Below are 24,935 nucleotides of genomic sequence, written 5' to 3'. Positions count from 1 at the left end.
TACCCCGGTATCGGGTGGTCCGCGGCGAACCGGTCCGTCGTGTGATCCGGACATCGGTACCGCGTTCCTAGCGTCGGCGTTCATGATCATCGGATCCGCGAGAGCCCGAGCCGCCACGGCCGTCGGTGTTCTCGCCGCATACGTCTGGGTGGGTGCCGCCGGGTCGCCGGGAGCGCAGGACCGGTCCACCGCCGAGCATCCCGCCGCTGCGGCCGCCGTGGTCGCGCTCGGATCGGGTGACACCGACACCGCGAGCGCCGCGTTCCCGCCGGACTTCGAGGCGGCGATGCGCTACAGCCCGGTTCGCGAACCCGGAGTCTCGGGCGAGCGACTCAGCGATCCACAGGGTTCGTGCTCGTCACCGGTGCCCTTGCCGGGGGTGTTCGAACCGGCCTGTCGCACTCACGATCTCGGGTACGACCTGCTGCGGTTCGCCCGCGACGCCGGCGGCGAACTCGGGCCGGATGCGCGCCGCGCGCTGGACCAAAACTTGACGCGGGACCTGCGCGAGGCCTGCGCGACGGAGCCCGACGCCGCACCGGGCTGCGTGATCGCCGCGGAGGTCGCATCCGTTGCGGTGCGGATCAATTCGTGGCGGCAGCAGTATCGGGCACCGAGTCCGGAATCGCCGCTGCCGATCCTGCTCGGGCTGGGCACGGCCGCTGCGGCCGGAGCCGCAGGACTGCGGGTGCGGTCATGAGCGCAGCGGTTCTCGAAATCCCACGGCCCCATCATCTTTCGACGTACGCATCGACAGCGATCTGCCCGCGCGTCGCGACGACGACGGCGACGACCGTCGCAGTCTGCATCTCGCTGGCCCCGTCGCTGCTGCCGAGGCCCGCGGTCGTCCAGGCCGCCGTCACCGCCGTGTCCGTGCTGTGCGGCCTCGCACTGCTCGCGATGGGCCGGACGATTCGCGAGAGATTCCGGATCGCGCCGCCCGTCGCGTCGGTCCCGGCCAGGTGGGGTGCGGTCGGTGTGGCGGCCGCGCTGTGCGGCGCGGCGACCCTCGCCGCGGACCGCTGGCAGAACGGGCTGCGGGACACGATGGGCGTCCCTCCCGTCGGCGCCTCACACTGGGCGGTCGTCGTGACCACCGCCGCGCTGATCGTGGCTCTCGCTCTCGGTGTCACCGCACGGATTCGTCGCATCGGGCCGGCGCGGGCACTGGCGGCGGCCGGCATCATCGCCCTCGCCGGATACACCGCCGCAACCGGATTCGCACCGACGGCCGCAGCCTCCCTCCCGCCGTCGCGGCTCCCGGCCGGAGTGTCGGGCGCACCGCAGTCGCTGGTGCCGTGGGACACCCTCGGCGAGCAGGGCCGCCGCTTCGTCGCTCTCGACAACGCCGGCCAGGCGATTCGCACCTACGTCGGTGTGGATTCGGCCCCGGATCCGCCGGCACGGGCCGCGCTCGCGGTGCGGGAACTCGACCGGGCCGGCGGATTCGATCGCGGGCACCTGGTGGTGGCGGTGCCGACCGGTTCCGGGTGGATCGACGCGAACGCGCTGGCCGGCTTCGAATCCGCCTACGGCGACGACGTGGCGTTCGTCGCGATGCAGTACTCGTCGGCACCGAGCTGGGTGACGTTCGTGCTCGACCGCGACGCCGCGATCGACGCGGCCACGGCGCTGGTGGACGCGGTCCGTTCGCATCTGGACACACTCGATCCGGTGGATCGGCCGCAGCTGCACGTGTACGGGCAGAGCCTCGGAGCGGTCGGTGCCGGTGCCGCGTTCGACGGGCCCGCCGCGCCGGGACCCTGCGAGGCCTTGTGGACCGGTCCGCCCGCGGGCTCGGTGCGACCGGACGGCGGGACCGTGCTGGCGAACTCCTCGGACCCGGTGATCCGGTGGCGGCCGTCGCTGCTGTGGTCCCCGCCGGACCTGTCCCGCGCCCGCGTCGACGCCCCGCTGCCCGCCTGGCTGCCGGTGATCGGCTTCCTGCAGACGACGGTGGACCTGCTGTTCGCGCTGGATGCGGCACCGGGTCACGGGCACCGCTACGGGCCGGACCAGGCCCGATGCGCTCCCTAGGTGCCGGTCGCCGCCAGGAAGTCCCCGATCGCCTCGGTGAGCTTCTCCGGCTGGTCCTCGGCCAGCAATGTGTAACTGTCGTCGATCTCGACGAGGCGGGAGTCCGGGAAGAGCCCGGCGAGACGACGTCCGTGGTCGCGGGGCATCATCCGGTCCTCGGTCGCCCACACGATCAGCACCGGCCCGGCGAACTCCGCCGACTTCGCGGCGAGGTCGAGCAGTTCTCGCTTCGGCGGCGCGGACAACGCGTATTTCGCGAGATCGCGCCGCACGTCGCGATCGACCGCGGCCGGCCCGAACCAGGCGTCGTAGATCTCGTCGGGCACAGGTCGTTTGCTCATCCATCCCCACGTGCCGGGACCGCGCCGTCCCAGCTTGGTGCCCAGCACCGTCATCAGCACGCGGAATCCGCCGGGCAGACGAACCAGCGGGAGCAGCAGCTTGACGGGTCCGGGTGGATAGTTGTCGAACGCCTCGCAGGCGGTGAGCACGAGCCGGGACACGCGCTCGGGATTGCCGACGGCGAGGAAGATCTGGGCGCCGCCCCAGTCGTTCTGGACCAGCGTCACCTCGTGCAGGTCGAGGGTGTCGAGGAATTCCCCGATCAGGTGGCCCATTCCGATGAGCGTCAGGTCCGCGTCCGGGTGCATCGGTGTCCGGTGCGAACCGAGCGGCCAGGTCGGCACGATGCACCGGTATCTTCCCCGCAATTCCTCGACGACGTGCCGCCATCCGGACCCGTCCATGAGCAGCCCGTGGATGAACACCAGCACCGGGCCGTCGCCACCGGTGTCCTCGTATTCGATGGTCCCCGCCGAAAGCTCCACCTGGTTCACGCGATCCCCCTTCGCGGACAATGCATCCCATAGTGGCAGACGGGACGCGGTCACGCAGGCGGAACCACGACGGGCCCGGAACCGTACGGTTCCGGGCCCGCTGTGGCTGGTTCGGGTCAGACGAGGACCGGGCCGCGCGCAGCCTCGAAGGCCGCGCCGACGCGGTAGAGACGCTCGTCGGCGAGTGCCGGAGCCATGATCTGCAGGCCGACGGGCAGACCGTCGTCGGCGGACAGGCCGGACGGCACCGACATCGCGCAGTGGCCGGCCAGGTTGGTCGGCAGCGTGCACAGGTCGGACAGGTACATCGCCAGCGGATCGTCGACCTTCTCGCCGATCTTCCACGGCGTGAACGGGCTCGTCGGCGACACCAGGACGTCGACCTGCTCGTAGGCCTTGTCGAAGTCCTGTGCGATGAGCGTGCGGACCTTGAGGGCCTGGCCGTAGTAGGCGTCGTAGTAGCCCGACGACAGCGCGTAGGTGCCGATCATGATGCGCCGCTTGACTTCCTTGCCGAAACCGGCGGCGCGGGTGGCGGCCATGACCTGCTCGGCGCTCATGGTGCCGTCGTCGACACGCAGGCCGTACCGCATCGCGTCGAAACGCGCGAGGTTCGAGGAGACCTCGGAGGGCAGGATCAGGTAGTAGGACGCCAGCGCGTACTCGAAGTGCGGGCAGGACACCTCCACGACCTCGGCGCCGAGCTTGGTCAGGGTCTCGACCGCAGCGTCGAACGAGGCGATGACGCCGGGCTGGTAGCTCTCCGAGTGCAGTTCCTTGACCACACCGACGCGCAGGCCCTTCAGGTCGCCGGCAGCGCCCTGGCGGGCGGCCTCCACGACCGGGCGGACCGGTGCGTCGACGGAAGTGGAATCGCGCGGATCGTGCCCGGCGATGACCTCGTGCAGCAGCGCGGTGTCGAGGACGGTACGGCCGCACGGGCCGCCCTGGTCCAGCGACGACGCGCACGCGACCAGCCCGTAGCGGGACACGGTGCCGTAGGTGGGCTTGGTGCCGACGGTCGCGGTGACGGCGGCGGGCTGACGGATCGAGCCGCCGGTGTCGGTGCCGATCGCGAGCGGGGCCTGGTACGACGCGAGCGCCGCGGCCGAGCCACCGCCGGATCCGCCCGGGATGCGGGTGGTGTCCCACGGATTGCGGGTCGGGCCGTACGCGGAGTTCTCGGTGGACGAGCCCATCGCGAACTCGTCCATGTTGGTCTTGCCGAGGATCGGGATCCCGGCCTGCCGCAGCTTGGTGGTCAACGTCGCGTCGTAGGGCGCGATCCAGCCCTCGAGGATCTTCGACGCGCACGTCGTGGGCATGTCGGTGGTGGTGAACACGTCCTTGAGGGCGAGCGGCACACCCGCGAGCGGGGAGGCCGGAGCCTCGCCGGCGGCGACCGCGCGGTCGACCTCGGCGGCCGCGGCGAGCGCCTGCTCACCGGCGACGTGCAGGAACGCGTGGTACTCGCCGTCGACCTCGCCGATGCGGTCGAGGTGGGCCTGGGTGACCTCGACGGAGGACACCTCGCCGGCGTGGATCCGCGACGCCAGGTCGGCGGCGGACAGGCGGGTCAGTTCGCTGCTCATTCGCCCTCTCCCAGGATCTGGGGAACCGAGAAACGGCCCTCCTCGACGACCGGTGCACCCGAGAGCGCTTCCTCCGGGCTGAGGCCCGGCACCACGACGTCGGGTCGGGTCACGTTGGTCACCGCGTTCGGGTTGGCCATCGGCGCCACGTCGTCCGCGGCCACTTCCGACACCGCCTTGACGTGGCTGAGGATCGAATCCAGCTGGCCGGCGAACTCGTCGAGTTCGGCGTCGGACAGCGCGAGCCGGGACAACCGGGCGAGGTGTGCGACCTCGTCACGGGAGATGGCAGGCACCTTCGGTGACCCCTTTCATGGGAGAACGAACGTCGCATCCAGCGTAGTGCGTGCCCGGTTCGGCCTCCTGTGCGACCCCGGGACGGGGCCGATTCGTTTCGGGGACGCGAAACGCGCGTATCAATCGTGTTTCACGCCCGCCCGCGACCGGCGGATTTGCAATGACGCCGCCCGTTTCGTCCGGAATCTGCGCACCGAACAGGCCTCGAAGGTGACAGGATGGTCGCAGTCGGGGGTCGCCTGTGCGGCCTCACCATGCAGCGCGCCGGCCATCGGCGTGCCCTCGAATCGGCCCATAGGTGAAAGGACGCACGTGTCGTACCTGCTGCGTGTCCAGCTACCCGATCGACCCGGTAGCCTCGGCGCGCTCGCCGTAGCCCTCGGATCGGTCGGCGCGGACATCCTGTCGCTCGATGTCGTCGAACGCGGCGCCGACTTCGCCATCGACGATCTCGTCGTCGACGTCGAGCCCGGCAAACTTCCCGACACGCTGATCACCGCCGCCGAAGCGCTCGACGGCGTCACCGTCGACTCCATCCGGCCGTACGCGGGCATGCTCGACACCCACCGCGAACTCGAACTGATCGACCAGGTCGCCACCGCGCGCGACGGCCGGCTCCAGATCCTCGCCGACGGTGCGCCGCGCGTGCTGCGCGTCGGCTGGGCCACGGTGATCGCCGTCGGCCCGAAGGGCCCCTACCGGGTCGCGGGCAGTCCCGGCGCCCCGGAGACCCACGCACTGAACCTGCCCTGGATGCCGCTCGAGAAGCCGCAGCTGCTCGACCACGAAGCCGCGTGGGTTCCCGCGGTGTGGCGGCAGATGGACACGACACTCGCCGCCGCACCGCTCGGCTCCCCCACCCGGGTACTCATGCTCGGACGGCCGGGTGGACCGGAGTTCCGGCCGTCCGAGGTGGCCCGGCTCGGCTACCTCGCCGGCATCATCGGCACCGTTCTGGGGTGACGCCGGGCGAACGGGGTCAGACCAGTTCGCGCACCATCGCGGTCAGCTCGACACCGGGCACCGGCACCCAGTTGCGCTCGGCGACCGGGACGAATCCGTTGCGGTCGTAGATGCGGCGGGCGTCGACCATGGCCGGTTCGGTCGAGATCACCACGGCGCGGTCCCCGCGCTCGTACGCGGTGTCGAGGGCGTGCCGGACGAGGGCCGATCCGACTCCGCGGCGGCGCGCGGCCGGTGCGACCGCGAGCATCCGCAGTTCGAGTTCGTCCTCTTCCGCGATGTCCGCGAGGCGCGACTTCGGTTCGGCCAGGGTCAGCGATCCGACGATCTCGCCGTCCGCGACCGCGACGACGACCTCGCCCTGAGCGTCGCGGGTGGCCGTGTCGCGCAGCCGCGTCACATACGGATCGTCGGGTTCGACGAAGCCGCCGCCGACGTACACGTCGACGGTGAGGTCGCCGACGGTCTCGTACTCGTCCGGGCTCACACGCCTGATTTCGATCATTTGTGCACTATGACAGCCGATCCCGCGGCCGCCCAAAACACCGGAACGCGATCCTCACCACACTCGGCCGTCGCCGGTGTCCTCGCCCGTGCCCGTCACCGCGTCCGGACCGAACTCGAGCAGTTTCCGGAACCCGGCCTCGTCGAGGATCGGAACGCCCAGCTCGGCAGCCTTGTCGGCCTTCGATCCGGGGGCGTCGCCGATCACGACGAAGGCGGTCTTCTTCGACACCGAGCCGGCGGCCTTCCCGCCCCGCAACAGGATGGCCTCCTTCGCCTGGTCACGGGAGAACCCTTCGAGGCTGCCGGTGACGACGATCGACAGTCCCTCGAGAGTCCGCTCGATCGAATGGTCGCGTTCGTCCTCCATGCGGACACCGGCGGCCGCCCACTTGTCGACGATCTCGCGGTGCCAGTCCACCTTGAACCACTCGTCGACCGACGCGGCGATGGTCGGTCCGACCCCCTCGACGGCAGCGAGTTCTTCCACCGACGCGTTCCGGATCCGTTCGAGGCTGCCGAATTCGGTGGCCAGCGCCCGCGCCGCGGTGGGTCCGACGTGCCGGATGGACAGTGCGACGAGCACGCGCCACAGCGGCTTGTCCTTCGCGCGTTCGAGATTCTCGAGCAGCCGCTCGCCGTTCTTCGACAGTGCGCCCTTGGTGGTTCGGAAGATCGATGTGGTCATCAGGTCCTCGGCGGTGAGCGCGAACAGATCGCCCTCGTTGCCGATCGCACCGGAGTTGATCAGAGCCGTCGACGCCTCGTAGCCGAGCGCCTCGATGTCGAACGCGCCGCGCCCGGCCACATGGAAGACGCGTTCGCGCAGCTGCGCCGGACAGAACTGCTGATTCGGGCACCGCAGGTCGACGTCGGATTCCTTCGCCGGCGCGAGAGGCGTTCCGCACTCGGGACATTCGGTGGGCATCACGAATTCGCGCTCGGTGCCGTCGCGCAGGTCGACGACCGGACCGAGCACCTCCGGAATCACGTCACCCGCCTTGCGCAGCACCACGGTGTCACCGATGAGCACGCCCTTGCGGGCCACCTCGGACGCGTTGTGCAGCGTCGCCAGCGACACCGTCGATCCCGCGACCGTCACCGGTTCCATGTACGCGAAGGGGGTGACGCGGCCGGTGCGGCCGACGCTGACGCGGATGTCGAGGAGTTTGGTGGTGACCTCTTCGGGCGGGTACTTGTAGGCGATCGCCCAGCGGGGCGCGCGGGAGGTCGCGCCGAGGCGCCGTTGCAGCGACATCTCGTCGACCTTGACGACGAGACCGTCGATCTCGTGCTCGACATCGTGCCGGTGCTCGCCCCAGTACTTCATCCGCTCGACGACCGCGTCGGCGCCCTGCACGCGGAGGGTGTGCGGGGAGACCGGCAGACCCCACGCCGCGAGCGCGGTGTACGCCTCGGACTGGGTGGTCGGTTCGAAGCCTTCGAGGCGCCCGAAACCGTGGCAGATCATCCCGAGCCGCCGCTTGGCGGTGACCGCGGGGTTCTTCTGCCGCAGCGAGCCCGCGGCGGAGTTGCGCGGATTCGCGAACGGCGCCTTGCCTTCCGCGACGAGGCTCGCGTTGAGTGCCTGGAAGTCCTCGAGGCGGAAGAACACCTCGCCGCGCACCTCGAGCACGCTCGGGACCGGGAAATCGTCGGTGCCTGTGATCCGTTCCGGGATGTCGTCGATGGTCAGCGCGTTGAGCGTGACCTCTTCCCCGGTGCGGCCGTCGCCGCGGGTCGCCGCGCGCACGAGTTTGCCGTTCTCGTACACGAGGTTCAGGGCGACGCCGTCGATCTTGACCTCGCAGAGGTAGTGCAGGTTGCTGCCGGCCTCGGACTCGACACGGGCGAGCCAGCCGCGCAGTTCGTCCTCGGTGAAGACGTTGTCGAGGCTGAGCATCCGCTCGAGGTGGTCGACGGCGGTGAAGTCGGTCGCGAAGCCGCCGCCGACGAGCTGGGTCGGGGAATCCGGCGTGCGCAGCTCCGAATACTGCTCCTCGAGCGCGTTCAGTTCGCCGAGCAGCTGGTCGAACGCGCCGTCGGAGATGATCGGGGCGTCGCGCACGTAGTAGCGGAACTGATGCTCGCGCACTTCCTCGGCGAGCTGTTGCCAGCGCTCGCGGGCCTCGGGAGGTGCGGTGACGGCTGCGCTCGTCGATTCACCCTCTGCGCTCGTCGCTTCACCCACAGCGTCCGTCGATTCACTCACAGCCCGCAAGCCTAGTCGAGGTCGCCGACAGTTCCCGGTCGCTCTGCCCGGGTGATCAGAGGGATTCCGGGTCCTCGGTGAACGCCGCGGCCACGTCACGGGTCAGGCGCAGCGCGGTGCGCGCCCACTCCGGGTCGGCCCCGGCCAGCCCGCAGGCGGGGGTCACCGCGACCGAGCGCAGGGCCGCTCGGGGGAAGCCGAGCCGGTCGATCAAGGTCACCGCCGGTGCCGCGACCTGCCGCCACGTCGGCGGTGTGGCGGGCGCGGTCGTGGGGATCAGGCCGAGCAGCAGGGTGGTGCCGGAGTCGAGGAGCTCGCCGATGCCGTCGAGGTCGGCGGCCGACACCCGGGCGACATCCAGCGCGACCGCGTCCGCGGCGCTCGCCCGCAGCAGCCCGGTCGGCACGGTCCCGCCGCAGCAGTGCACGGCGACCGACCGGCGCGTCGCCTCGATCGTCGTGTCCAGCACGTGCTGGGTCTCCGGTTCGGGCATCGCCGCGACGGATTCGAGAATCGTTCTGCCCGTGAGGGTTCCGGCGAGTACGTCCGGCAGGGCCGGTTCGTCGAGCTGGACGACGACCGTGGCTCCGGTCCGCCGGGTGACCTCGGCGGCGTGCCGGGACAGGCCCTCCCCCAGCGATTCGGAAAGGTCGCGTACCGCACCGGGATCGGTGAGGACGCGGCGGCCGGTGGCCAGTTCGGTGTGCGCGGCGAGTGTCAGCGGACCGGCCGACTGCACCTTCACCGTGTGGCCGGGGCCGAGACCCGCGTTCTCCCAGGCCTCTTCGAACGCGTCGAGATCCTGGTTCAGCAGATCCTCGGCGCGGGCGGCGATCGTGCCGCGACGACCGGTGAGCCGGTAGCCGGTGGTGGTGCCGTCGAGGTGCAGATCCACCAGCAGCGCGCTCGCCCGCCCGATCATGTCCGCCCCGAGTCCGCGGGCGGGCAGTTCGACCAGGTGCGGGAGCGCGGCGAGCTCACCGAGGATCACCGCCGCGGATTCACGCGCGTCGACGCCGGGCCACGATCCGATTCCGGTCCCGATGCCCGCCCAGCTTCCGGGACCTTCCGGGGCCGCGGTCACCGGCCGTCGGCGGCGGCGATGGTGCCGCTGCCCACGACGATGTCCCCGGCCGGATCCGGCCGGTAGAGCACGGCGGCCTGACCTGCGGCGACACCCGTGAGCGGCTCGCGCAGCGAGATCTCGATGCCGGTGCCGACCGCCTCGGCGACCGCGGGGGCGATCCCTCCGTGGGCGCGGACCTGCACGACGCACTCGATCGGTCCCTCCGGGGCAACACCCGAGGTCCACACCGCACGTTCGGCGGTGATCGAGCGCACCTGCAACTGTTCGGCCGATCCCACCTTCACGGTGCCGCTGTCCGGGTCGATCTCGGTCACGTAGCGGGGACGGCCGTCCGGTCCGGGTCCGGCGATGCCGAGCCCCTTGCGCTGGCCGATCGTGAATCCGTGCACGCCTTCGTGTTCGGCGAGCACCGCTCCGGAGTCCGCGTCGACGACCTTGCCGGGCCGCACGCCGATGCGGGCACCGAGGAACGCGCGGGTGTCACCCGACGGGATGAAGCAGATGTCGTGGCTGTCCGGCTTGTTCGCGACGGCCAGCCCACGCTCGGCGGCCTCGGCACGGATCAGCTCCTTGGGGGTGTCCCCGACCGGGAACATCGCGCGCGAGAGCTGCTCGGCGGTGAGCACCGCGAGCACGTACGACTGGTCCTTGTCGGCGTCGACGGCACGGCGCAGCACCCCGTCGTTCAGCTGGGCGTAGTGGCCGGTGGCGACGGCGTCGAAGCCGAGTGCGACCGCCCTGTCCGCGAGCGCCGAGAACTTGATCTTCTCGTTGCACCGCAGGCACGGGTTCGGGGTCTGTCCCGCCGCATACGACGCGACGAAGTCGTCGATCACGTCTTCCTTGAAGCGATCGGCGAAATCCCAGACGTAGAAGGGGATTCCGAGCACGTCGGCGGCACGCCGGGCGTCACCGGCGTCCTCCTTCGAGCAGCAGCCGCGCGAACCCGTGCGCAGCGTGCCCGGCGCCGTCGACAGCGCCAGATGCACACCGACGACCTCGTGTCCGGCATCGACGGCGCGGGCCGCGGCCACCGCCGAGTCCACACCGCCGCTCATCGCCGCGAGAATCCTCATCGTCCGTCACCTCCACGACCGGCAGCGCTCGCCAATCCGGCGGCGCGCGCCCGTTCCACCACCTGCGGCAGAGCCGCGATCACCGCGTCCACGTCGGCACGAGTCGAGGTGTGCCCCAACGAGAATCGCAACGAACCGCGTGCGATGCGCGGATCGGCTCCCATCGCGATCAGCACGTGGCTGGCCCGGGCGACACCGGCCGTGCAGGCCGAACCGGTCGAGCACTCGATTCCCGCCGCATCGAGCAGCATCAACAGCGAATCCCCTTCGCAGCCGGGGAAAGTGAAGTGCACATTGCCGGGCAGACGGTTCGCGCCGCGCGGTCCGTTGAGGATCGCTTCGGGGATCACGTCCTCGATGCCGGCGACGAGCGCATCACGCAGCGCAGCGAGTCGGGCAGTGGTCGCGTCGAGTTCGGTGACCGCCGCGTGCAGCGCCGCGGCCATGCCGACGATCGAGGCGGTGTCCTGCGTGCCCGAGCGGATGTCGCGTTCGTGCCCGCCGCCGTGGGCCAGCGGCACGCACGGCACCTGGCGGCCCAGCAGCAGCGCACCGACACCCTGCGGGCCCCCGAACTTGTGCGCCGCGACCGTCATGGCGGACAGGCCGCTCGCCGCGAAATCGACGGGCAGATGCGCCACGGCCTGCACCGCGTCGCTGTGCATCGGCACGTCGAACTCGGCGGCGACCGCGGCGAGTTCGGGGATCGGCATCACGGTGCCGACCTCGTTGTTGGCCCACATGATCGTCACCAGCGCGGTCTCGTCGGCGTGCTCGGACAGTGCGGCCCGCAGCGTCTGGGGATCGACGCGCCCGTCCGCGTCGACGGGCAGCCACGTCACCTCGGCATTCTCGTGTTCGACGAGCCACTCGACCGCGTCGAGCACGGCATGGTGTTCGACCGCGCTCGCGATCACCCGGTTCCGGCGCGGGTCCTGCGCCCGGCGGCCCCAGAAGATGCCCTTGACCGCGAGGTTGTCGCCCTCGGTGCCGCCGGAGACGAACAGCACCTCGGACGGACGGGCCCCGAGATCGGCGGCGATGGACTCGCGGGCCTCCTCGATGCGGCGGCGCGCGGCGCGGCCGGAACCGTGCAGCGACGAGGCGTTGCCGACCGTCGCGAAGACCTGCGTCATCGCCTCGATCGCCGCAGGCAGCATCGGGGTGGTCGCGGCGTGGTCGAGGTAGACGGTCTTCGGTGAGCCGGATGCGCCGGCGGTGGGCGAGGTCATGACCGGTCCAGGATAGCGGGTGCCGGGTCGGTCCCCGACCGCTCGCTAGCCCGCGGCCGCAGCCGCAACCGTGACCGGCATCTCACCCGGCTCGCCTCGTACCGCACGTTCGCAGCGCGCCGCCAGCGCGCGACGGTCGGTGCCGGGCGGCTCGAGGGGTGCGAGCACGACGTCGGCCACGGTGCCCCGGTGCCACAGCATCCGGCGGATCGCCTCACCGATCGTGTCGTCGCCGACGAACGCGGGCGCGGTCGCGACCGCGCCGGCGCGGCCGAGATAGCGCAATCGCACCGGCTGGACGGGACATCCGGCGTCGACGGCGGCCTGGAACAGCGCAGCCCGGAAGCGGCCGTGCGCCCGCCCACACCACGTGGTGCCCTCCGGGAACACCGTGACACGGTCACCGAGCTGCAGGCGGGTGCGGATCCCGGCGACGACCTCCGGCAGCTCGCGCAGGTTCTCGCGCTCGATGGGGATGACCCGCATACGCCGCGCGAGCGTCCCGAGCACACCCCAGCCGAGTAGGTCGGCGCGGGCGACGAATCCGGACGGCGCGATCGCGGTGAGCACCAGAACGTCGATCCAGGACACGTGCGGAGCGACGACGAGCACGCCCGACCCGCGTCCGGTCTCGGCGTCGTCGCGCAGGTCGGTGAGCGTCGGCCGCACGCCCGCGCAGCGCAGCAACGCCCGCGCACAGCCCCGCACCAACGCGACGCGAGCGGCGGCGGGCAGCAGGCGACCTGCGGCGAGGACCGGCACCGCGGCCAGGACGACGAGCACGACCAGCCACCGCCCCGCGCATGTGAGAAGACTCACACGATCCGGGTCGCGCGGAAGGCAACTCGTGTCGCACGGACTGGAGGGCATCCAGGGGTGGGTCCGGACGCTCACGCCGGGACCGCCGCGACGCGATCGGCCTGCTCCGCGGCGCTGCGCAGCCTCGCCAGGTAGCGTGCGTCCGCGTCGTGGAGGTTCAGCAGCGCCACGAAGTCGGCGACCCCGAAGGCCGGGTCGTGGGCGGGTTCGCCGCAGATCCGGGCCCCCAGCCGCAGATATCCGCGCAGCAGCGGGGGCAGCACGGCGCGGGCGGCCCGGTCGGTCGCCGGCACCGGACGCAGCGGCCGCACCCGGTGCCCGGGCGTCGCGGCGTGGCGGGTGAGAAGGACGTCGCGAACCGCGAGGACGTTGGCGCCGTGAACCTCGCCGGGGTGGGCACGCATCGGAACCGACACGCACCCGAAGACCCAGGTGTGGCCGGTCAGTTCCAGGTATCGCAGGATGCCCGCCCACATCAGCGTGAGCACCGTCCCGGAGCGGTGCGCCGGGTCGACGCACGCGCGGCCCATCTCGACCGCGCCGAGCCCGTGCGGGTCGAGCACGGTCAGGTCGAACTCGCCGGAGGTGTAGTAGCCCCCGGCGGCGCGTGCGGCGTCGGGCGGCAGCATGCGGTAGCAGCCGACCACGGAGTCGGTGTGGCGGTCGTGGACGAGCAGGTGGTCGCAGAACGCGTCGAACCGGTCCTCGTCCAGATCACCGGACCCGTCCGGCAGCCGGAATCCGGGTTCGGCGGCGAACACGCGCGAACGCAGGCGTTGCGCGGCCTCGCGGTGTTCGGGTTCCGTGGAGACGATCAGTGAGTAGCGCGGTCCGGACAGCACCGGCGCGGGGTGGAGACGGGGACGGGCGAGCACCGACGTTGTGGTCATGGTGCAGGTGTATCGGGCCGGGGCGGCTACCCGGCAGCACCGCGATGACTCCGGGATGCACCGGCGGTGAACACCTTCCGGCGGCCCCGAACAGCGCGACCCCGAACAGCGCGCAGCCCCGCTCCGGAATTCCGGGGCGGGGCTGCGAGCGAGCTACGAGGAGCTACAAGGATCAGCCCTTGTGCTTCTTGATCTCCTCGGTCAGCTGCGGCGCGACGTTGAACAGGTCGCCGACGACGCCGTAGTCCGCGATCTCGAAGATCGGGGCCTCTTCGTCCTTGTTGACCGCGACGATGGTCTTCGAGGTCTGCATGCCGGCGCGGTGCTGGATGGCACCGGAGATGCCGAGCGCGACGTACAGCTGCGGCGAGACCGTCTTACCGGTCTGGCCGACCTGGAACTGGCCCGGGTAGTAGCCGGAGTCGACGGCGGCACGCGAGGCACCGACGGCGGCACCGAGCGAGTCGGCGAGCTCCTCGACGACCGAGAACTTCTCGGCCGAACCGACACCGCGACCACCGGAGACGACGATCGACGCCTCGGTGAGCTCGGGGCGGTCGCCGCCGACGACGGGCTCACGCGAGGTGATCTTGACGGCGGACTCTTCCTGAGCCGGAACCTCGACGGCGACGCGCTCGGCGGCACCGGCCTGCGGCTGCGCCTCGACGGCACCCGGGCGGACGGAGATGACCGGGACCTCACCGTTGGCCTTGGCGTCGACGGTGAACGCGCCACCGAAGATGGAGTGGACGGCGGAGCCGTCGGACTTGACGTCGATGACGTCGACGAGGAGGCCGGAGCCGATGCGCGCGGCGAGGCGGCCCGACACCTCCTTGCCCTCGACGCTCGCGGCGGTGAGCACGGCGGCCGGGCCGGCGGACTCGACGAGCGAGGCCAGGACGTCGACCTTCGGGGTCACCAGGTAGCCGTCGATGTCGTCGGACTCGGCGGCGTAGACCTTGGCGGCGCCGGCCGCGGCGAGCGCGTCCTGCAGCTTGTCGGCGGTGCCGGCGGGGCCGGTGACGACGGCGGCGGGCTCACCGAGCGCACGCGCTGCGGTGATGAGCTCGATGCTGACCTTCTTCAGCGCGCCCTCGGCGTGCTCGACGAGCACGAGTACTTCTGCCATTGCTTCTTTCTCCCTTGGTAAGTCTGCTGTTTCGCGTGGGCGCGGATCAGATGATCTTCTGGGCGACGAGGTACGCAGCGATCTTGCTGCCGCCGTCACCCTCGTCGGTGACGCGCTCACCAGCGGTACGCGCGGGCTTGGGGGTGACACCGGTGACGGTGGAGCCGGCGTTGGCGACGCCGAAGATCTCGGGGTCGAGACCGATGTCGGCGAGCGTGAGGGTCTGAACTTCCTTCTTCTTCGCGGCCATGATGCCCTTGAAGGACGGGAAGCGCGGCTCGTTGATCTTCTCGGTGACCGAGACGATGGCCGGGAGGGATGCCTCGAGGCCGAAGACGCCCTCGTCGGTCTCGCGCTCGCCGGTGGCCTTGCCGTCGGCGATGGTGAGCTTGCGCAGGTGCGTCAGGTGGGGAAGACCGAGGTACTCGGCGATGATCGCCGGGACGGCGCCGACGCGGCCGTCGGTGGCCTCGTTACCGGCGATGACGAGCTCGACACCCTCGATCTGACCGAGCGCGGCAGCCAGGGCGTACGCCGTCTGGATGGCGTCGGAGCCGTGGAGGGCCGGGTCGTTGAGGTGGATGGCCTTGTCGGCGCCCATGGACAGCGCCTTACGGATCGCGTCGGTCGCCCGGTCGGGACCGGCGGTGAGCACGGTGACCTCGCCCCCGTCGCGCTCCTTGATGAGCAGGGCCTCTTCGACGGCCCGCTCGTTGATCTCGTCGAGCACGGCGTCCGCGGCCTCGCGGTCGAGGGTGTAGTCGCCGTCGGTGAGCTTGCGCTCGGACCACGTGTCGGGGACCTGCTTGATCAAAACGACGATGTTCGTCATGGGTCTACGTCGACCTCCTGTTGTATCGCTGCTTTTACGGATCGGCGAGGCGCTGCCTGGACCGAGCACTCGTGTTTCGCACGGGGTGTGCGTTAGATTACCTCACGCTAAGTTACCCGTCGGTAACTTGGTGGAAGATCCGGTTCACCATAACCACCGAAGCGAACGAGAGGCCTGTGATGTGGACCACCCCGAACAGGGAGAACACCGATGCGTCTAGTCTCTGGGCGGTGAGCGACTCCACCGTCCGCGCAGACGAAGCGCAGCAACTGCCCCTCACCGGCGAGCGAACCGTCCCCGGCATCGCCGAGGAGAACTACTGGTTCCGTCGCCACGAGGTGGTCTACCGCGATCTGCTCGCGCGGTGCACCGGGCGAACCGTCCTCGAAGCCGGCTGCGGCGAGGGATACGGCGCCGACATGATCGCCGACGTCGCCCGGCGCGTCATCGGACTCGACTACGACGAGAGCGCCGTCGCCCACGTGCGCGCCCGCTACCCGCGCGTGGACATCCGTCAGGGCAACCTCGCCGACCTCCCGCTCGACGACGAATCCGTCGACGTCGTCGTCAACTTCCAGGTGATCGAGCACCTCTGGGACCAGGCGCAATTCCTGCGCGAGTGCCACCGCGTCCTCGTCCCCGGCGGCGAACTGCTGGTGAGCACCCCGAACCGGATCACCTTCTCCCCCGGCCGCGACACCCCGCTCAACCCGTTCCACACCCGCGAACTGAACGCCGCCGAACTGACCGAACTGCTCGTCGAGGCCGGTTTCCGCGTCGAACTGATGACCGGGGTGCACCACGGCCCGGCGCTGCGCGCCCTCGACGCCAAGCACGGCGGCTCGTTCATCGACGCGCAGATCGAACGCGCCCTGGCAGGCGAGCCGTGGCCCGCCGACCTGACCGCCGACGTCGCGGGCGTCGCCGTGGACGACTTCGTCCTCGATCCCGAAAACATCGACGCCAGCCTGGATCTGGTCGCGATCGCGGTGAAGGACCCCGCGCGGTGACCATCCGCGAACCGGGCATGTTCGCCCTCGTCCTGCACTCGCACCTGCCGTGGCTCGCCAACCACGGGCGCTGGCCCGTCGGCGAGGAATGGCTCTACCAGTCCTGGGCCGCAACGTATCTGCCGGTCACCGACGTCCTGCATCGGCTCGCCGCCGAAGGCCGCACCCGGCTGCTCACCCTCGGGGTGACGCCCGTGCTCGCCGCCCAGCTGGACGATCCGCACTGCCTGACCGGCATGCACCACTGGATCGGCAACTGGCAGTTGCGCGCCCACGAAGCGGCCGGAATGGCCGAGCAGTCGTACCGCGACCTCGGCGCCCGCGAGCACCGCCTCGCCGGCGAGGCGCTCGACCAGTTCGAAACCCGTTGGCGCCACGGCGGTTCCGCGGTCATCCGCGGACTGATCGACGCCGACGCGATCGAACTGCTCGGCGGTCCGCTGGCCCACCCCTTCCAGCCGCTGCTCGACCCACGACTGCGCGCGTTCTCGCTGTCGGAAGGTCTGTACGACGCGCAGGCCCGCTGGCAGCACACCCCCCGCGGGATCTGGGGACCCGAGTGCGCCTTCACCCCCGGGATGGAGACCGGCTACGCCGCCGCCGGCGTCGAGCACTTCATGGTCGACGGACCCGCCCTGCGCGGCGACACCTCCCTGGGCCGCACCGTGTGGGACTCCGACGTCGTGGCGTTCGGCCGCGACCTGCAGGTCTCCTACCGGGTGTGGTCGCCGAAGTCCGGCTACCCCGGACACGCCGCCTACCGGGACTTCCACACCTACTGCCACGACACCGGACTCAAGCCCGCCCGGGTCACCGGCCGCACCGTGCCCTCGCACGAAAAGGCGCCCTACGACCCGGATCTCGCGTCCGCGACCGTCGACAAGCACGTCGCCGACTTCGTCGAGACCGTCCGCAAGCGGCTGCGCAACGAGTCGGCCCGGATCGGCCGGGACGCGCTCGTCGTCGCCGCGTTCGACACCGAACTGTTCGGGCACTGGTGGTACGAGGGCCCGCTGTTCCTGGAACGGCTGCTGCGGGCGCTGCCCGAGGCCGGCATCGGGGTCGGCACCCTCGCCGACGCCCGCGACCGCGGCTACGTCGGCACCCCCGTCGAACTCCCCGACTCGTCGTGGGGATCCGGCAAGGACTGGCGGGTGTGGGCCGGCGAACAGGTCCAGGACCTGGTGCAACTCAACGACGAGGTCGTCCGCACCACCCTCGACACCCTCGACAAGGACCGCGCCACCGCCGCGCCCGGTCTGCCCGCGCTGCGCAACCGCGTCCACGACCAGATGCTGCGCGAGGCGCTGATGGCGGTCTCGAGCGACTGGGCGTTCATGGTCAGCAAGGACACCGCCGCCGGATACGCCCGCGACCGCGCGCACAAGCACGCGCACGCCCTGCGCGAGATCGCCGACGCCGTCGCGTCCGGCCGCCACGACGCGGCCACGCGCCTCGCCGACGGCTGGAACCGCGCCGACAACCTGTTCCCCGCACTCGACGCACGCCGACTGCCGAACGGAGAGCCGACATGAGAATTCTCATCGTCTCGTGGGAGTACCCGCCGGTCGTCGTCGGCGGACTCGGTCGCCACGTCCACCACCTGGCCACCGAACTCGCCGCGGCCGGTCACGAGGTCGTCGTCCTGTCCCGGCGTCCCACCGGAAGCGACGCGTCCACCCACCCCACCCTCACGCACATCGCGGAGGGCGTCCTGGTGGTCGCGGTCGCCGAGGACCCGCCGCACTTCGACTTCGGCGAGGACATGCTCGGCTGGACCCTGGCGATGGGTCACGCGATGGTCCGTGCGGGTGTCGGCCTGAGCAAGGGCGGCATCGGCGAGGGCTGGACGCCCGACGTCGTGCACGCGCACGACTGGCTGGTCGCGCACCCCGCGATCGCGCTCGCCGAATACTTCGACGTGCCGCTCGTGTCCACCCTGCACGCCACCGAGGCCGGGCGGCACAGCGGCTGGCTGTCCGGGAAAATGAACCGCCAGGTGCACTCGGTCGAGTGGTGGCTGGCGAACGAATCCGATTGGCTCATCACGTGTTCCGCCTCGATGCGCGACGAGGTCGCGGAGCTGTACGGGCCGGATCTGCCGTCGATCTCGGTGATCCGCAACGGCATCGACGTCACCACCTGGTCGTACCGCGACCGCGAACCCCGCACCGGTCCGGCGCGGCTGCTGTTCGTCGGACGGCTCGAATACGAGAAGGGTGTGCAGGACGCGATCGCGGCGCTGCCGAAGATCCGGCGGTCGCATCCGGGGACGACACTCGTCGTCGCCGGTGAAGGCACCCAGTTCGAATGGCTGCGCGAGCAGGCCCGCGTCCACCGGGTCGCGCGGTCGGTGACCTTCCTCGGCAACCTCGACCACACCGAACTGCTCGGCTGGCTGCACGGGGCCGACGCGATCGTGCTGCCGAGCCGCTACGAGCCGTTCGGGATCATTGCGCTCGAGGCCGCGGCCGCCGGCACCCCGCTCGTCGCGTCCACCGCCGGTGGTCTCGGCGAGGCCGTCGTCGACGGTGTCACCGGGCTGTCGTTCCAGCCGGGCGATGTGGCCGGGCTCGTCTCGGCGGTACGGGAACTGCTCGACGAACCCGACGCCGCTCAGGAACGCGCCCGCGCGGCCCGCGCGCGGCTCACCGACGATTTCGACTGGCGGCAGGTCGCCGAGGAGACGGCCCAGGTGTACGCAGGCGCGAAGCGGCGGGTGCGGCATCCGCTGGCGCGGCCGAGCATCCCGCAACGTCCCCTCCCGGACCGCGGATGACCCGCGCCTCGTGCGCGATTTCGGTAGCCCCCGCCACCGGAACCGCGCACGAGGCCGTCAGGCCGGGGCGAGCGGCGGCTGCCGGTCGGCCCACGGCCGGGCCTGTTCCAATTGCGCTGCGAGCGCGAGCAGCAACCCTTCCCCACCGAGCGGCGCGACGAACTGCACCCCGAGCGGTAGACCGTCGGGCGTCATGTACAGCGGCACCGAGATCGCCGGGCGCCCGGTGATGTTCGCCAGCTGCGTGTAGGGGGTCCGACCCAGGTTGTCGTCGACGATCGAGTCCAGGAGACCACCGAGCCGCGCGAGACGGCCGAGCCGGCCCGCGACGATCAGCCGGCTCAGAATCCGGACCATCGGCGGGGTGGTCAGTTCGCCGATGCGGATCGGCGGCGACGCCAGCGTCGGTGTGAGGAGCAGGTCGTAGCGCTCGTGGAAGGCCACGAGCTGCTGCGTGTAACCGTTCCACCGCTGAAGGGCCGCAAGGTAATCCGGTGCCGACACCGACCGGCCGACGGCCGCGAGGACACGGGTGTCGAGTTCGAATCCGTCCGGGCCGCAATTGGTCCGGCGACGAGCATCGTCGACATCCTGCGCGAGCGAGGCGAACCACATCGTCAGGAAGTCCGTCGCGAGGCGCCGCTCGTCGATACCGGTCTCGGCGGGTTCGACGTGGTGCCCGAGCTCGTCGAGCAGCGCGATCGCGTCGTCGACGGCCGCGACCGCTTCCCGGTCGACGGGAGTGCCGAGCGGCGAGGCGGTCGCGTAGCCGATGCGCAGTTGCCGCGGTGGGCGGCTCGCGATCGCCGCATACGACTCCTCGGCGCGGGCACCGAGGTACGGACCGGTCGGGTCGGGGCCGGCGACGACGTCGAGCATCCCCGCCGCGTCCCGGACCGTGCGAGTGACGACCCCGTTGGACACCGCGCCGTGCAGCAACTCGCCGACGGCCGGGCCGCTGGGCACCACACCGCGCCCCGGTTTGAGCCCGACGAGTCCGCAGCAGGCGGCGGGGATCCGGATGGACCCGCCGCCGTCGTTCGCGCCGGCGGCGGGCACCACCCCCGCCGCGACCGCGGCGGCCGAACCACCCGACGATCCGCCGGGCGTGTGCTCCGGGTTCCACGGATTGCGCGTCGGCCCGTTCGCCTCCGGTTCGGTGATGTTCTTCGCCCCGAACTCCGGGGTGTTCGTCTTCCCGAACACGACCAGCCCCGCGTCGATCCAGCGGTCGACGACGAGCGCGTTGCGCGCGGCCGGCAGCGCGGCGAGGGCACGACTACCGCTTCCGGTCGGTGTGCCCACCACGTCCTGTGCGAGGTCCTTCACCAGGAACGGAACCCCGGCGAACGGCCCGGTGAGCCGGCCGTTGGCGCGGGTGCGGGCCCGCTCGTCGAGCCGGTACACCACCGTGTTCAGGACCGGTTCGACCGCGTCCAGGCGCGCGATCGCCGTCTCGAGCAGCTCCTCGGCGCCGACCTGGCCGGTGGCGACGAGTTCGGCCAACCCCACCGCGTCGTAACGGCGGTACTCGCAGTAGTCCATCCCGCAGCTCCCCTCACCCTCGTCGACCATCCCTCGTCGACGACGGATACCGGATCAGGCTCCGGCGTCCGCGCCTTCCGGCAGGTCGCCCGCCTTCTTGCGGGCGATGTCCTCGAGCGCCGCGATGTATTCGGCGCGCTGCGCAGCGCCGGCCTCCCAGTCGGCCTTCCGGTTCTTCACGGCCTTGGCCGGGGATCCGACGGCGATGCTGTAGTCCGGGATGTCGCCCTTGACCACGGCGTGCGCACCGAGCACGCAGCCGCGGCCGACGCGGGTACCGCGCAGCACGGTGACCTTCGCGGCGATCCAGGTGTCGGGCCCGATCCGCACCGGGCTCTTGACGATGCCCTGATCCTTGATCGGGTAGGTGACGTCCTCGGTGCGGTGGTCGAAGTCGCAGATGTAGCACCAGTCCGCGACGAGGGTCGACGCACCGATCTCGATGTCGAGGTAGGTGTTGACGACGTTGTCCTTGCCGAAGACGACCTTGTCGCCGATGCGCAGCGACCCCTCGTGACAGCGGATGGCGTTGCCGTCACCGATGTGCACCCATCTGCCGATCTCGAGCCGCGACAGTTCCGGCGTCGAGTGGATCTCGACGTTCTTGCCGAGGAAGACCATGCCGCGCAGGATCACGTGCGGGTTCGCAAGCTTGAACTTCGCGAGTCGGTAGTACCGCACCAGGTACCAGGGTGTGTACGCCTTGTTGGCCAGCACCCACCGCAGCGAGTCGACGGTCAGGAATTTCGCCTGGTCGGCGTCCCGGCGACGTGAACCACGCCACCTCGTGCGCAACGGTGCGCCCCACATGCTCGTCATAACATGCCAGCCTACGGTCAGCCTCGTGAGGAAAGCACGGGGCCCGGCCCGATAGGCTGACCGACCGTATCCTTCGGGCCTGAGGAGAGATGTGTGATGCGGGGTGTCCTGCGGACTGCAGTGCTGACGACGACGGCAGCACTCGCGTTGAGCGGATGCGGAAGCGGGGACGAACCCATCGACATCCTCTCCGAAGGAGCGTGGCCGGGCCGCTATTCCGACGCCCGCAACAGCAGCACCGCGGTCGCGGACGGACTCTCGGACGTGTCGGTCGCCTGGACCCGATCGGTCGGCGGCGCGGTCGGATCACCGCCGTCGATCGCCGCCAACGGGCAGATCTTCGTCAGCGCATCCACCGACGCCGGCTGCAATCTGTTCGCGTTCCAGATCGACACCGGCCGCAAACGCTGGTGTACGCGTCTCGCGCCGGGCGTCGGCGTGGTCACGCCGGTCGCCGACACCGTCGCCAACGTCTATGTCGGCGAGGAGGGCGGTCTGTACTCGTTCAACGAGCACGGGCAGCGCCGCTGGCGTATCCCGGTGAGCGGCACACCGCGCAGCGCACAGTTCACCGGTGACGGAAACCTCTTGGTGGTCACGCACTTCGGTCAGGTCAACGTCGTCGATACGCAGACGGGCAGGCTCGTCGCCCCGATCTACGACATGGTGCCGATCCCGGGTGTGCAGGACGGCACGAACGTGCCCCGGCAGGCCCCCGACCACGGACTGGCCGCGTGCTTCGGCGGCTCCCCCGACTGCCCGGTCGCGACGACGCCCGCGGTGGACGTGGCGACGGACCGCATCTTCGCCACCCTGTGGCGCCCGGGGACGGACCAGGCGGCACTGGTCGCGTTGCGCTACACCGGCGGTGACGACGCGCGCATCGCCGAGGAGTGGTCGCTCGCGGACCTTCCGGGCGGGGCGGTGACGAGCCCGGTGCTCTCCGCGGACGGCGCGACGGTGTACGTGCACGACGGCGACGGCACCCTCTGGGCGATCGACGCCGCGACGGGCTCGCCGCGCTGGAGCCACGATCCGGGTTTCGTCACCTCGACGGGACCGGCGGTGACGGCCGACGGGACGATCCTGCTCGCCGGGGGCGGCGCGGACGGTCCGCTCGTGGCGTTGCGCGACGCCGGGGATCACCCCGAATCCCTGTGGGAACGCGACGACGTGCGTCAGCTCGGCGCACCGGCCGTCGCCGCGGACGGAGTGGGGTACACGGTGGTGCGGGTTCCGGACGGCCTCGCCGCGCTGGTCTTCGACACCTCCGACGGCAGCACGCTGGATCAGGAATCCCTGCCGGGGGCATCAGGTTTCGCGGTCGGCACCGCGATCGGACCGGACGGCGAACTGCTGGCGACCACGCTGCTCGGGGATCTCTACACGCTGCGCTGAGAGTGCCGAACGGCCACACCACCGGGGCGCAGGCACCGGTGGTGTGGCCGTAGGCCGGTCATCTCAGGAGGCGAGGACCGTCAACTCGATCCCGCTGCCCCGCCGGATCGTGTTGTAGATCGGGCAGGTCGCGACGAACCGCTCGCGCAGGACGTCCGCCGCAGCCTGATCCACCCCGGTCGTGGTGATCGTGACCCGGGTGAAGTCGTACCGGGTCGGATCCTCGCTGCCGCGGGCGTGCGAGGCCTCGACCCGGATCCCGGCGAGCGGCAACTCCAGTTCCGTCGCGTTCGCCTCGAAGTTCGCCATCGCGCACGAGGCGAGCGCCGACAGGAGCAGCTCCCCGGCCTGGATGGACTCACCGGGACCGAATCGCGAGTCGGTCACCAGATGATTGGCGCGGGCGTCGATCACGAACCGGCCGGGTACCCCGGCGATGGTGTGCCCCGAGACGGCCGCGATGTTCGACGCGGGCGCGGTGCCGGCGCTCATCGGGCGGCGCTCGCGGGCTTGGGGATCCGGTTCTCCCATTCACGCGCAGCGGGACGCTCGAGTCCGAGGTTCTCGCGCAGGGTGGATCCCTCGTATTCGGTTCGGAACAGGCCGCGCTTCTGCAGCTCGGGGACGACCTGCCGGGTGAAGTCCTCGAATCCCCCGGGCTGGTAGGGAGCCTGCACCATGAAGCCGTCGCACGCGCCTCCGGTGAACCACTCCTCCAGGCCGTCTGCGACTTCCGTTGCGGTACCGATGAATCCGCCTTCGACGCGGCCACCGTACTGCTTGCCGAGCTCCCGCAGCGTGAGCCCCTCGCGTTCGGTGATCTCGCGGACCTCGCGGTAGTGGCCCTCGACGCCGGGAACCTCGACGTCGGGCAGCCGCTCGTCGAGGGGGAACGTCGACAGGTCCACGTCCAGGTGGTAGGCGAGGGTCGAGAGCCCGCCCAGTGGCGGCACCAGTTCGAACAGCTCCTCGAAGGTCTGCTGCGCGATCGCGCTGGTGGCACCGATGACCGGGGCGATCGACGGCAGGATCTTCACCTGACGGGGGTCGCGGCCGTGCGCGGCGGCCCGCTCCTTGATCTCGCGGTAGAAGTCCTGCGCCGACTCGAGCGACGCGTGGCTGCAGAAGATCACGTCGGACCAGCGGGCGGCGAAGTCCTTGCCCTTGGCGGAGGCGCCGGCCTGGATCACCACCGGGTATCCCTGCGGCGGCCGCGGCACGTTGAGCGGTCCCTGAACGGTGAACCACTCGCCCTTGTGGCCGATCGCGTGCACCTTGGCGGGGTCGGCGAACAACGGCGCCTCGGTGTCCAGGACCAGCGCGTCGTCCTCCCAGCTGTCCCAGAGCTTCGCCGCCACCTCGAGGAACTCGTCGGCGCGTTCGTAGCGCTTCTCGCGGGGGAACTGCTCGTCGAGGTTGAAATTGCGCGCCTCGGACTCCTGGAACGAGGTCACCACGTTCCAGGCAGCGCGGCCGGCGGTGAGGTGGTCCAGGCTCGCGAACGAGCGGGCCACGGTGAACGGCTGCGCGTACGTGGTGGACACCGTCGCGGCGAGACCGAGGTGCCGGGTCACGGCACCCATCGACGACAGCACGTGCAGCGGATCGAGACGCAACGAGCCGAGCGCGCCGTTGCGCAACTGGGTGTCGGTGCTCGACCCGAACCGGTCGGGCACCGAGAGGATGTCGGCGAAGAACGCGAGGTCGAACCTGCCGTCCTCGAGGGTGCGGGCGATGTTCTGGTAGTACTCCGCGGACAACCACCCGGGGACCGAGGCCGGGTAGCGCCAGCCACCGGGGCGGCCGGGGCCGGCGGTGATGAACGCGGCGAGATGCATCTGGGAGTCGGACATGACGGTGCTGATACCTACTTCGAGA

General features: G+C 70.9%; 23 protein-coding genes. 7 read left to right on the top strand and 16 right to left on the bottom strand.

The window, feature by feature from the left end; translation table 11 throughout:
* The first annotated feature begins 82 nt into the window (after positions 1-82).
* Positions 83-700 carry a hypothetical protein gene (locus ACWDUD_RS00350; protein ID WP_450108015.1) on the top strand — a complete coding sequence of 206 codons (618 nt, stop codon included), beginning with the start codon at positions 83-85 and terminating at the stop codon, positions 698-700.
* Positions 697-2,037, top strand: a complete 1,341-nt coding sequence (locus tag ACWDUD_RS00345) for an alpha/beta-hydrolase family protein (RefSeq protein WP_450108014.1) — start codon at positions 697-699, stop codon at positions 2,035-2,037. Before ACWDUD_RS00350 ends, ACWDUD_RS00345 begins: the two co-directional genes overlap by 4 nt.
* Here ACWDUD_RS00345 and ACWDUD_RS00340 read toward each other — a convergent pair.
* From ACWDUD_RS00340 to gatC, 3 genes are all read right to left on the bottom strand, one after another.
* Positions 2,034-2,873, bottom strand: coding sequence for an alpha/beta fold hydrolase (locus ACWDUD_RS00340; protein ID WP_450108013.1), 840 nt, complete (start codon positions 2,871-2,873; stop codon positions 2,034-2,036). The two genes, ACWDUD_RS00345 and ACWDUD_RS00340, sit on opposite strands and share 4 nt — an antisense overlap.
* Positions 2,874-2,989: 116 nt before the next feature.
* Positions 2,990-4,465 carry an Asp-tRNA(Asn)/Glu-tRNA(Gln) amidotransferase subunit GatA gene (gatA, locus tag ACWDUD_RS00335; protein WP_450108012.1) on the bottom strand — a complete coding sequence of 492 codons (1,476 nt, stop codon included), beginning with the start codon at positions 4,463-4,465 and terminating at the stop codon, positions 2,990-2,992.
* Entirely contained in the window at positions 4,462-4,761 is a 300-nt protein-coding gene (gene gatC, locus ACWDUD_RS00330; protein WP_450108011.1) for an Asp-tRNA(Asn)/Glu-tRNA(Gln) amidotransferase subunit GatC, read from the bottom strand. Before gatC ends, gatA begins: the two co-directional genes overlap by 4 nt.
* 313 nt (positions 4,762-5,074) lie before the next feature.
* Between gatC and ACWDUD_RS00325 the strand changes: the two genes are divergently transcribed.
* On the top strand, positions 5,075-5,725 hold the full coding sequence (locus ACWDUD_RS00325) for an amino acid-binding protein (RefSeq protein WP_450108010.1): 651 nt from the start codon (positions 5,075-5,077) through the stop codon (positions 5,723-5,725).
* A gap of 16 nt (positions 5,726-5,741) precedes the next feature.
* Here ACWDUD_RS00325 and ACWDUD_RS00320 read toward each other — a convergent pair whose 3' ends face one another.
* The 9 genes from ACWDUD_RS00320 to ACWDUD_RS00280 form a co-directional block, all read right to left on the bottom strand.
* Positions 5,742-6,230 (bottom strand): GNAT family N-acetyltransferase, encoded by a 489-nt coding sequence (locus ACWDUD_RS00320; protein WP_450108009.1) that lies wholly within the window; start codon positions 6,228-6,230, stop codon positions 5,742-5,744.
* A gap of 54 nt (positions 6,231-6,284) precedes the next feature.
* The gene (ligA, locus tag ACWDUD_RS00315; protein WP_450108141.1) at positions 6,285-8,420 is read right to left on the bottom strand and encodes an NAD-dependent DNA ligase LigA; all 2,136 of its coding nucleotides are present in this window, start codon (positions 8,418-8,420) and stop codon (positions 6,285-6,287) included.
* 76 nt (positions 8,421-8,496) lie between these two features.
* On the bottom strand, positions 8,497-9,525 hold the full coding sequence (locus ACWDUD_RS00310; RefSeq protein ID WP_450108008.1) for a methionine synthase: 1,029 nt from the start codon (positions 9,523-9,525) through the stop codon (positions 8,497-8,499).
* Positions 9,522-10,604: a tRNA 2-thiouridine(34) synthase MnmA gene (mnmA, locus tag ACWDUD_RS00305; RefSeq protein ID WP_450108007.1), complete on the bottom strand. Its 1,083-nt coding sequence runs from the start codon at positions 10,602-10,604 to the stop codon at positions 9,522-9,524. Before mnmA ends, ACWDUD_RS00310 begins: the two co-directional genes overlap by 4 nt.
* A complete protein-coding gene (locus ACWDUD_RS00300) occupies positions 10,601-11,836 on the bottom strand; it encodes a cysteine desulfurase family protein (RefSeq protein WP_450108006.1) in 1,236 nt (411 codons plus the stop codon). Before ACWDUD_RS00300 ends, mnmA begins: the two co-directional genes overlap by 4 nt.
* Positions 11,837-11,881: 45 nt before the next feature.
* Positions 11,882-12,655: a lysophospholipid acyltransferase family protein gene (locus tag ACWDUD_RS00295; RefSeq protein WP_450108005.1), complete on the bottom strand. Its 774-nt coding sequence runs from the start codon at positions 12,653-12,655 to the stop codon at positions 11,882-11,884.
* Between the two features lie 71 nt (positions 12,656-12,726).
* Positions 12,727-13,545, bottom strand: coding sequence for a GNAT family N-acetyltransferase (locus ACWDUD_RS00290; protein ID WP_450108004.1), 819 nt, complete (start codon positions 13,543-13,545; stop codon positions 12,727-12,729).
* 172 nt (positions 13,546-13,717) lie between these two features.
* Positions 13,718-14,674: an electron transfer flavoprotein subunit alpha/FixB family protein gene (locus ACWDUD_RS00285; protein ID WP_450108003.1), complete on the bottom strand. Its 957-nt coding sequence runs from the start codon at positions 14,672-14,674 to the stop codon at positions 13,718-13,720.
* Positions 14,675-14,720: 46 nt separating this feature from the next.
* The gene (locus ACWDUD_RS00280; RefSeq protein ID WP_197251310.1) at positions 14,721-15,506 is read right to left on the bottom strand and encodes an electron transfer flavoprotein subunit beta/FixA family protein; all 786 of its coding nucleotides are present in this window, start codon (positions 15,504-15,506) and stop codon (positions 14,721-14,723) included.
* 179 nt (positions 15,507-15,685) lie between these two features.
* Here ACWDUD_RS00280 and ACWDUD_RS00275 point away from each other — a divergent pair, with 179 nt between their 5' ends.
* The 3 genes from ACWDUD_RS00275 to ACWDUD_RS00265 are packed head-to-tail and all read left to right on the top strand — an operon-like array spanning position 15,686 to position 19,295.
* Complete coding sequence (locus ACWDUD_RS00275; RefSeq protein WP_450108140.1) at positions 15,686-16,516, top strand: class I SAM-dependent methyltransferase; 831 nt, start codon at positions 15,686-15,688, stop codon at positions 16,514-16,516.
* 17 nt (positions 16,517-16,533) lie between these two features.
* Complete coding sequence (locus ACWDUD_RS00270; protein WP_450108139.1) at positions 16,534-18,051, top strand: 1,4-alpha-glucan branching protein domain-containing protein; 1,518 nt, start codon at positions 16,534-16,536, stop codon at positions 18,049-18,051.
* Positions 18,048-19,295 carry a glycosyltransferase family 4 protein gene (locus ACWDUD_RS00265; RefSeq protein ID WP_450108002.1) on the top strand — a complete coding sequence of 416 codons (1,248 nt, stop codon included), beginning with the start codon at positions 18,048-18,050 and terminating at the stop codon, positions 19,293-19,295. Before ACWDUD_RS00270 ends, ACWDUD_RS00265 begins: the two co-directional genes overlap by 4 nt.
* Before the next feature lie 57 nt (positions 19,296-19,352).
* Here the strand turns inward: ACWDUD_RS00265 and ACWDUD_RS00260 are convergent, their stop codons facing one another.
* Both ACWDUD_RS00260 and ACWDUD_RS00255 read right to left on the bottom strand, forming a co-directional pair.
* Positions 19,353-20,840 (bottom strand): amidase, encoded by a 1,488-nt coding sequence (locus ACWDUD_RS00260; protein WP_450108001.1) that lies wholly within the window; start codon positions 20,838-20,840, stop codon positions 19,353-19,355.
* Between the two features lie 54 nt (positions 20,841-20,894).
* A complete protein-coding gene (locus ACWDUD_RS00255; protein WP_197251313.1) occupies positions 20,895-21,659 on the bottom strand; it encodes an acyltransferase in 765 nt (254 codons plus the stop codon).
* 96 nt (positions 21,660-21,755) lie between these two features.
* Between ACWDUD_RS00255 and ACWDUD_RS00250 the strand changes: the two genes are divergently transcribed.
* The gene (locus tag ACWDUD_RS00250; RefSeq protein WP_248673376.1) at positions 21,756-23,057 is read left to right on the top strand and encodes an outer membrane protein assembly factor BamB family protein; all 1,302 of its coding nucleotides are present in this window, start codon (positions 21,756-21,758) and stop codon (positions 23,055-23,057) included.
* 63 nt (positions 23,058-23,120) lie between these two features.
* Here the strand turns inward: ACWDUD_RS00250 and ACWDUD_RS00245 are convergent, their stop codons facing one another.
* Together ACWDUD_RS00245 and ACWDUD_RS00240 are read right to left on the bottom strand one after the other, a co-directional pair.
* On the bottom strand, positions 23,121-23,549 hold the full coding sequence (locus tag ACWDUD_RS00245; RefSeq protein WP_248673344.1) for an OsmC family protein: 429 nt from the start codon (positions 23,547-23,549) through the stop codon (positions 23,121-23,123).
* Positions 23,546-24,910 (bottom strand): LLM class flavin-dependent oxidoreductase, encoded by a 1,365-nt coding sequence (locus tag ACWDUD_RS00240; RefSeq protein ID WP_450108000.1) that lies wholly within the window; start codon positions 24,908-24,910, stop codon positions 23,546-23,548. The genes ACWDUD_RS00245 and ACWDUD_RS00240 overlap by 4 nt, the downstream gene beginning before the upstream one ends.
* Positions 24,911-24,935 lie beyond the last annotated feature (25 nt).

The organism is Rhodococcus sp. NPDC003382, assembly GCF_053589135.1.
The sequence above is the reverse complement of the archived record's forward strand: the minus strand, read 5'-3'. Positions and strand labels throughout refer to the sequence as shown.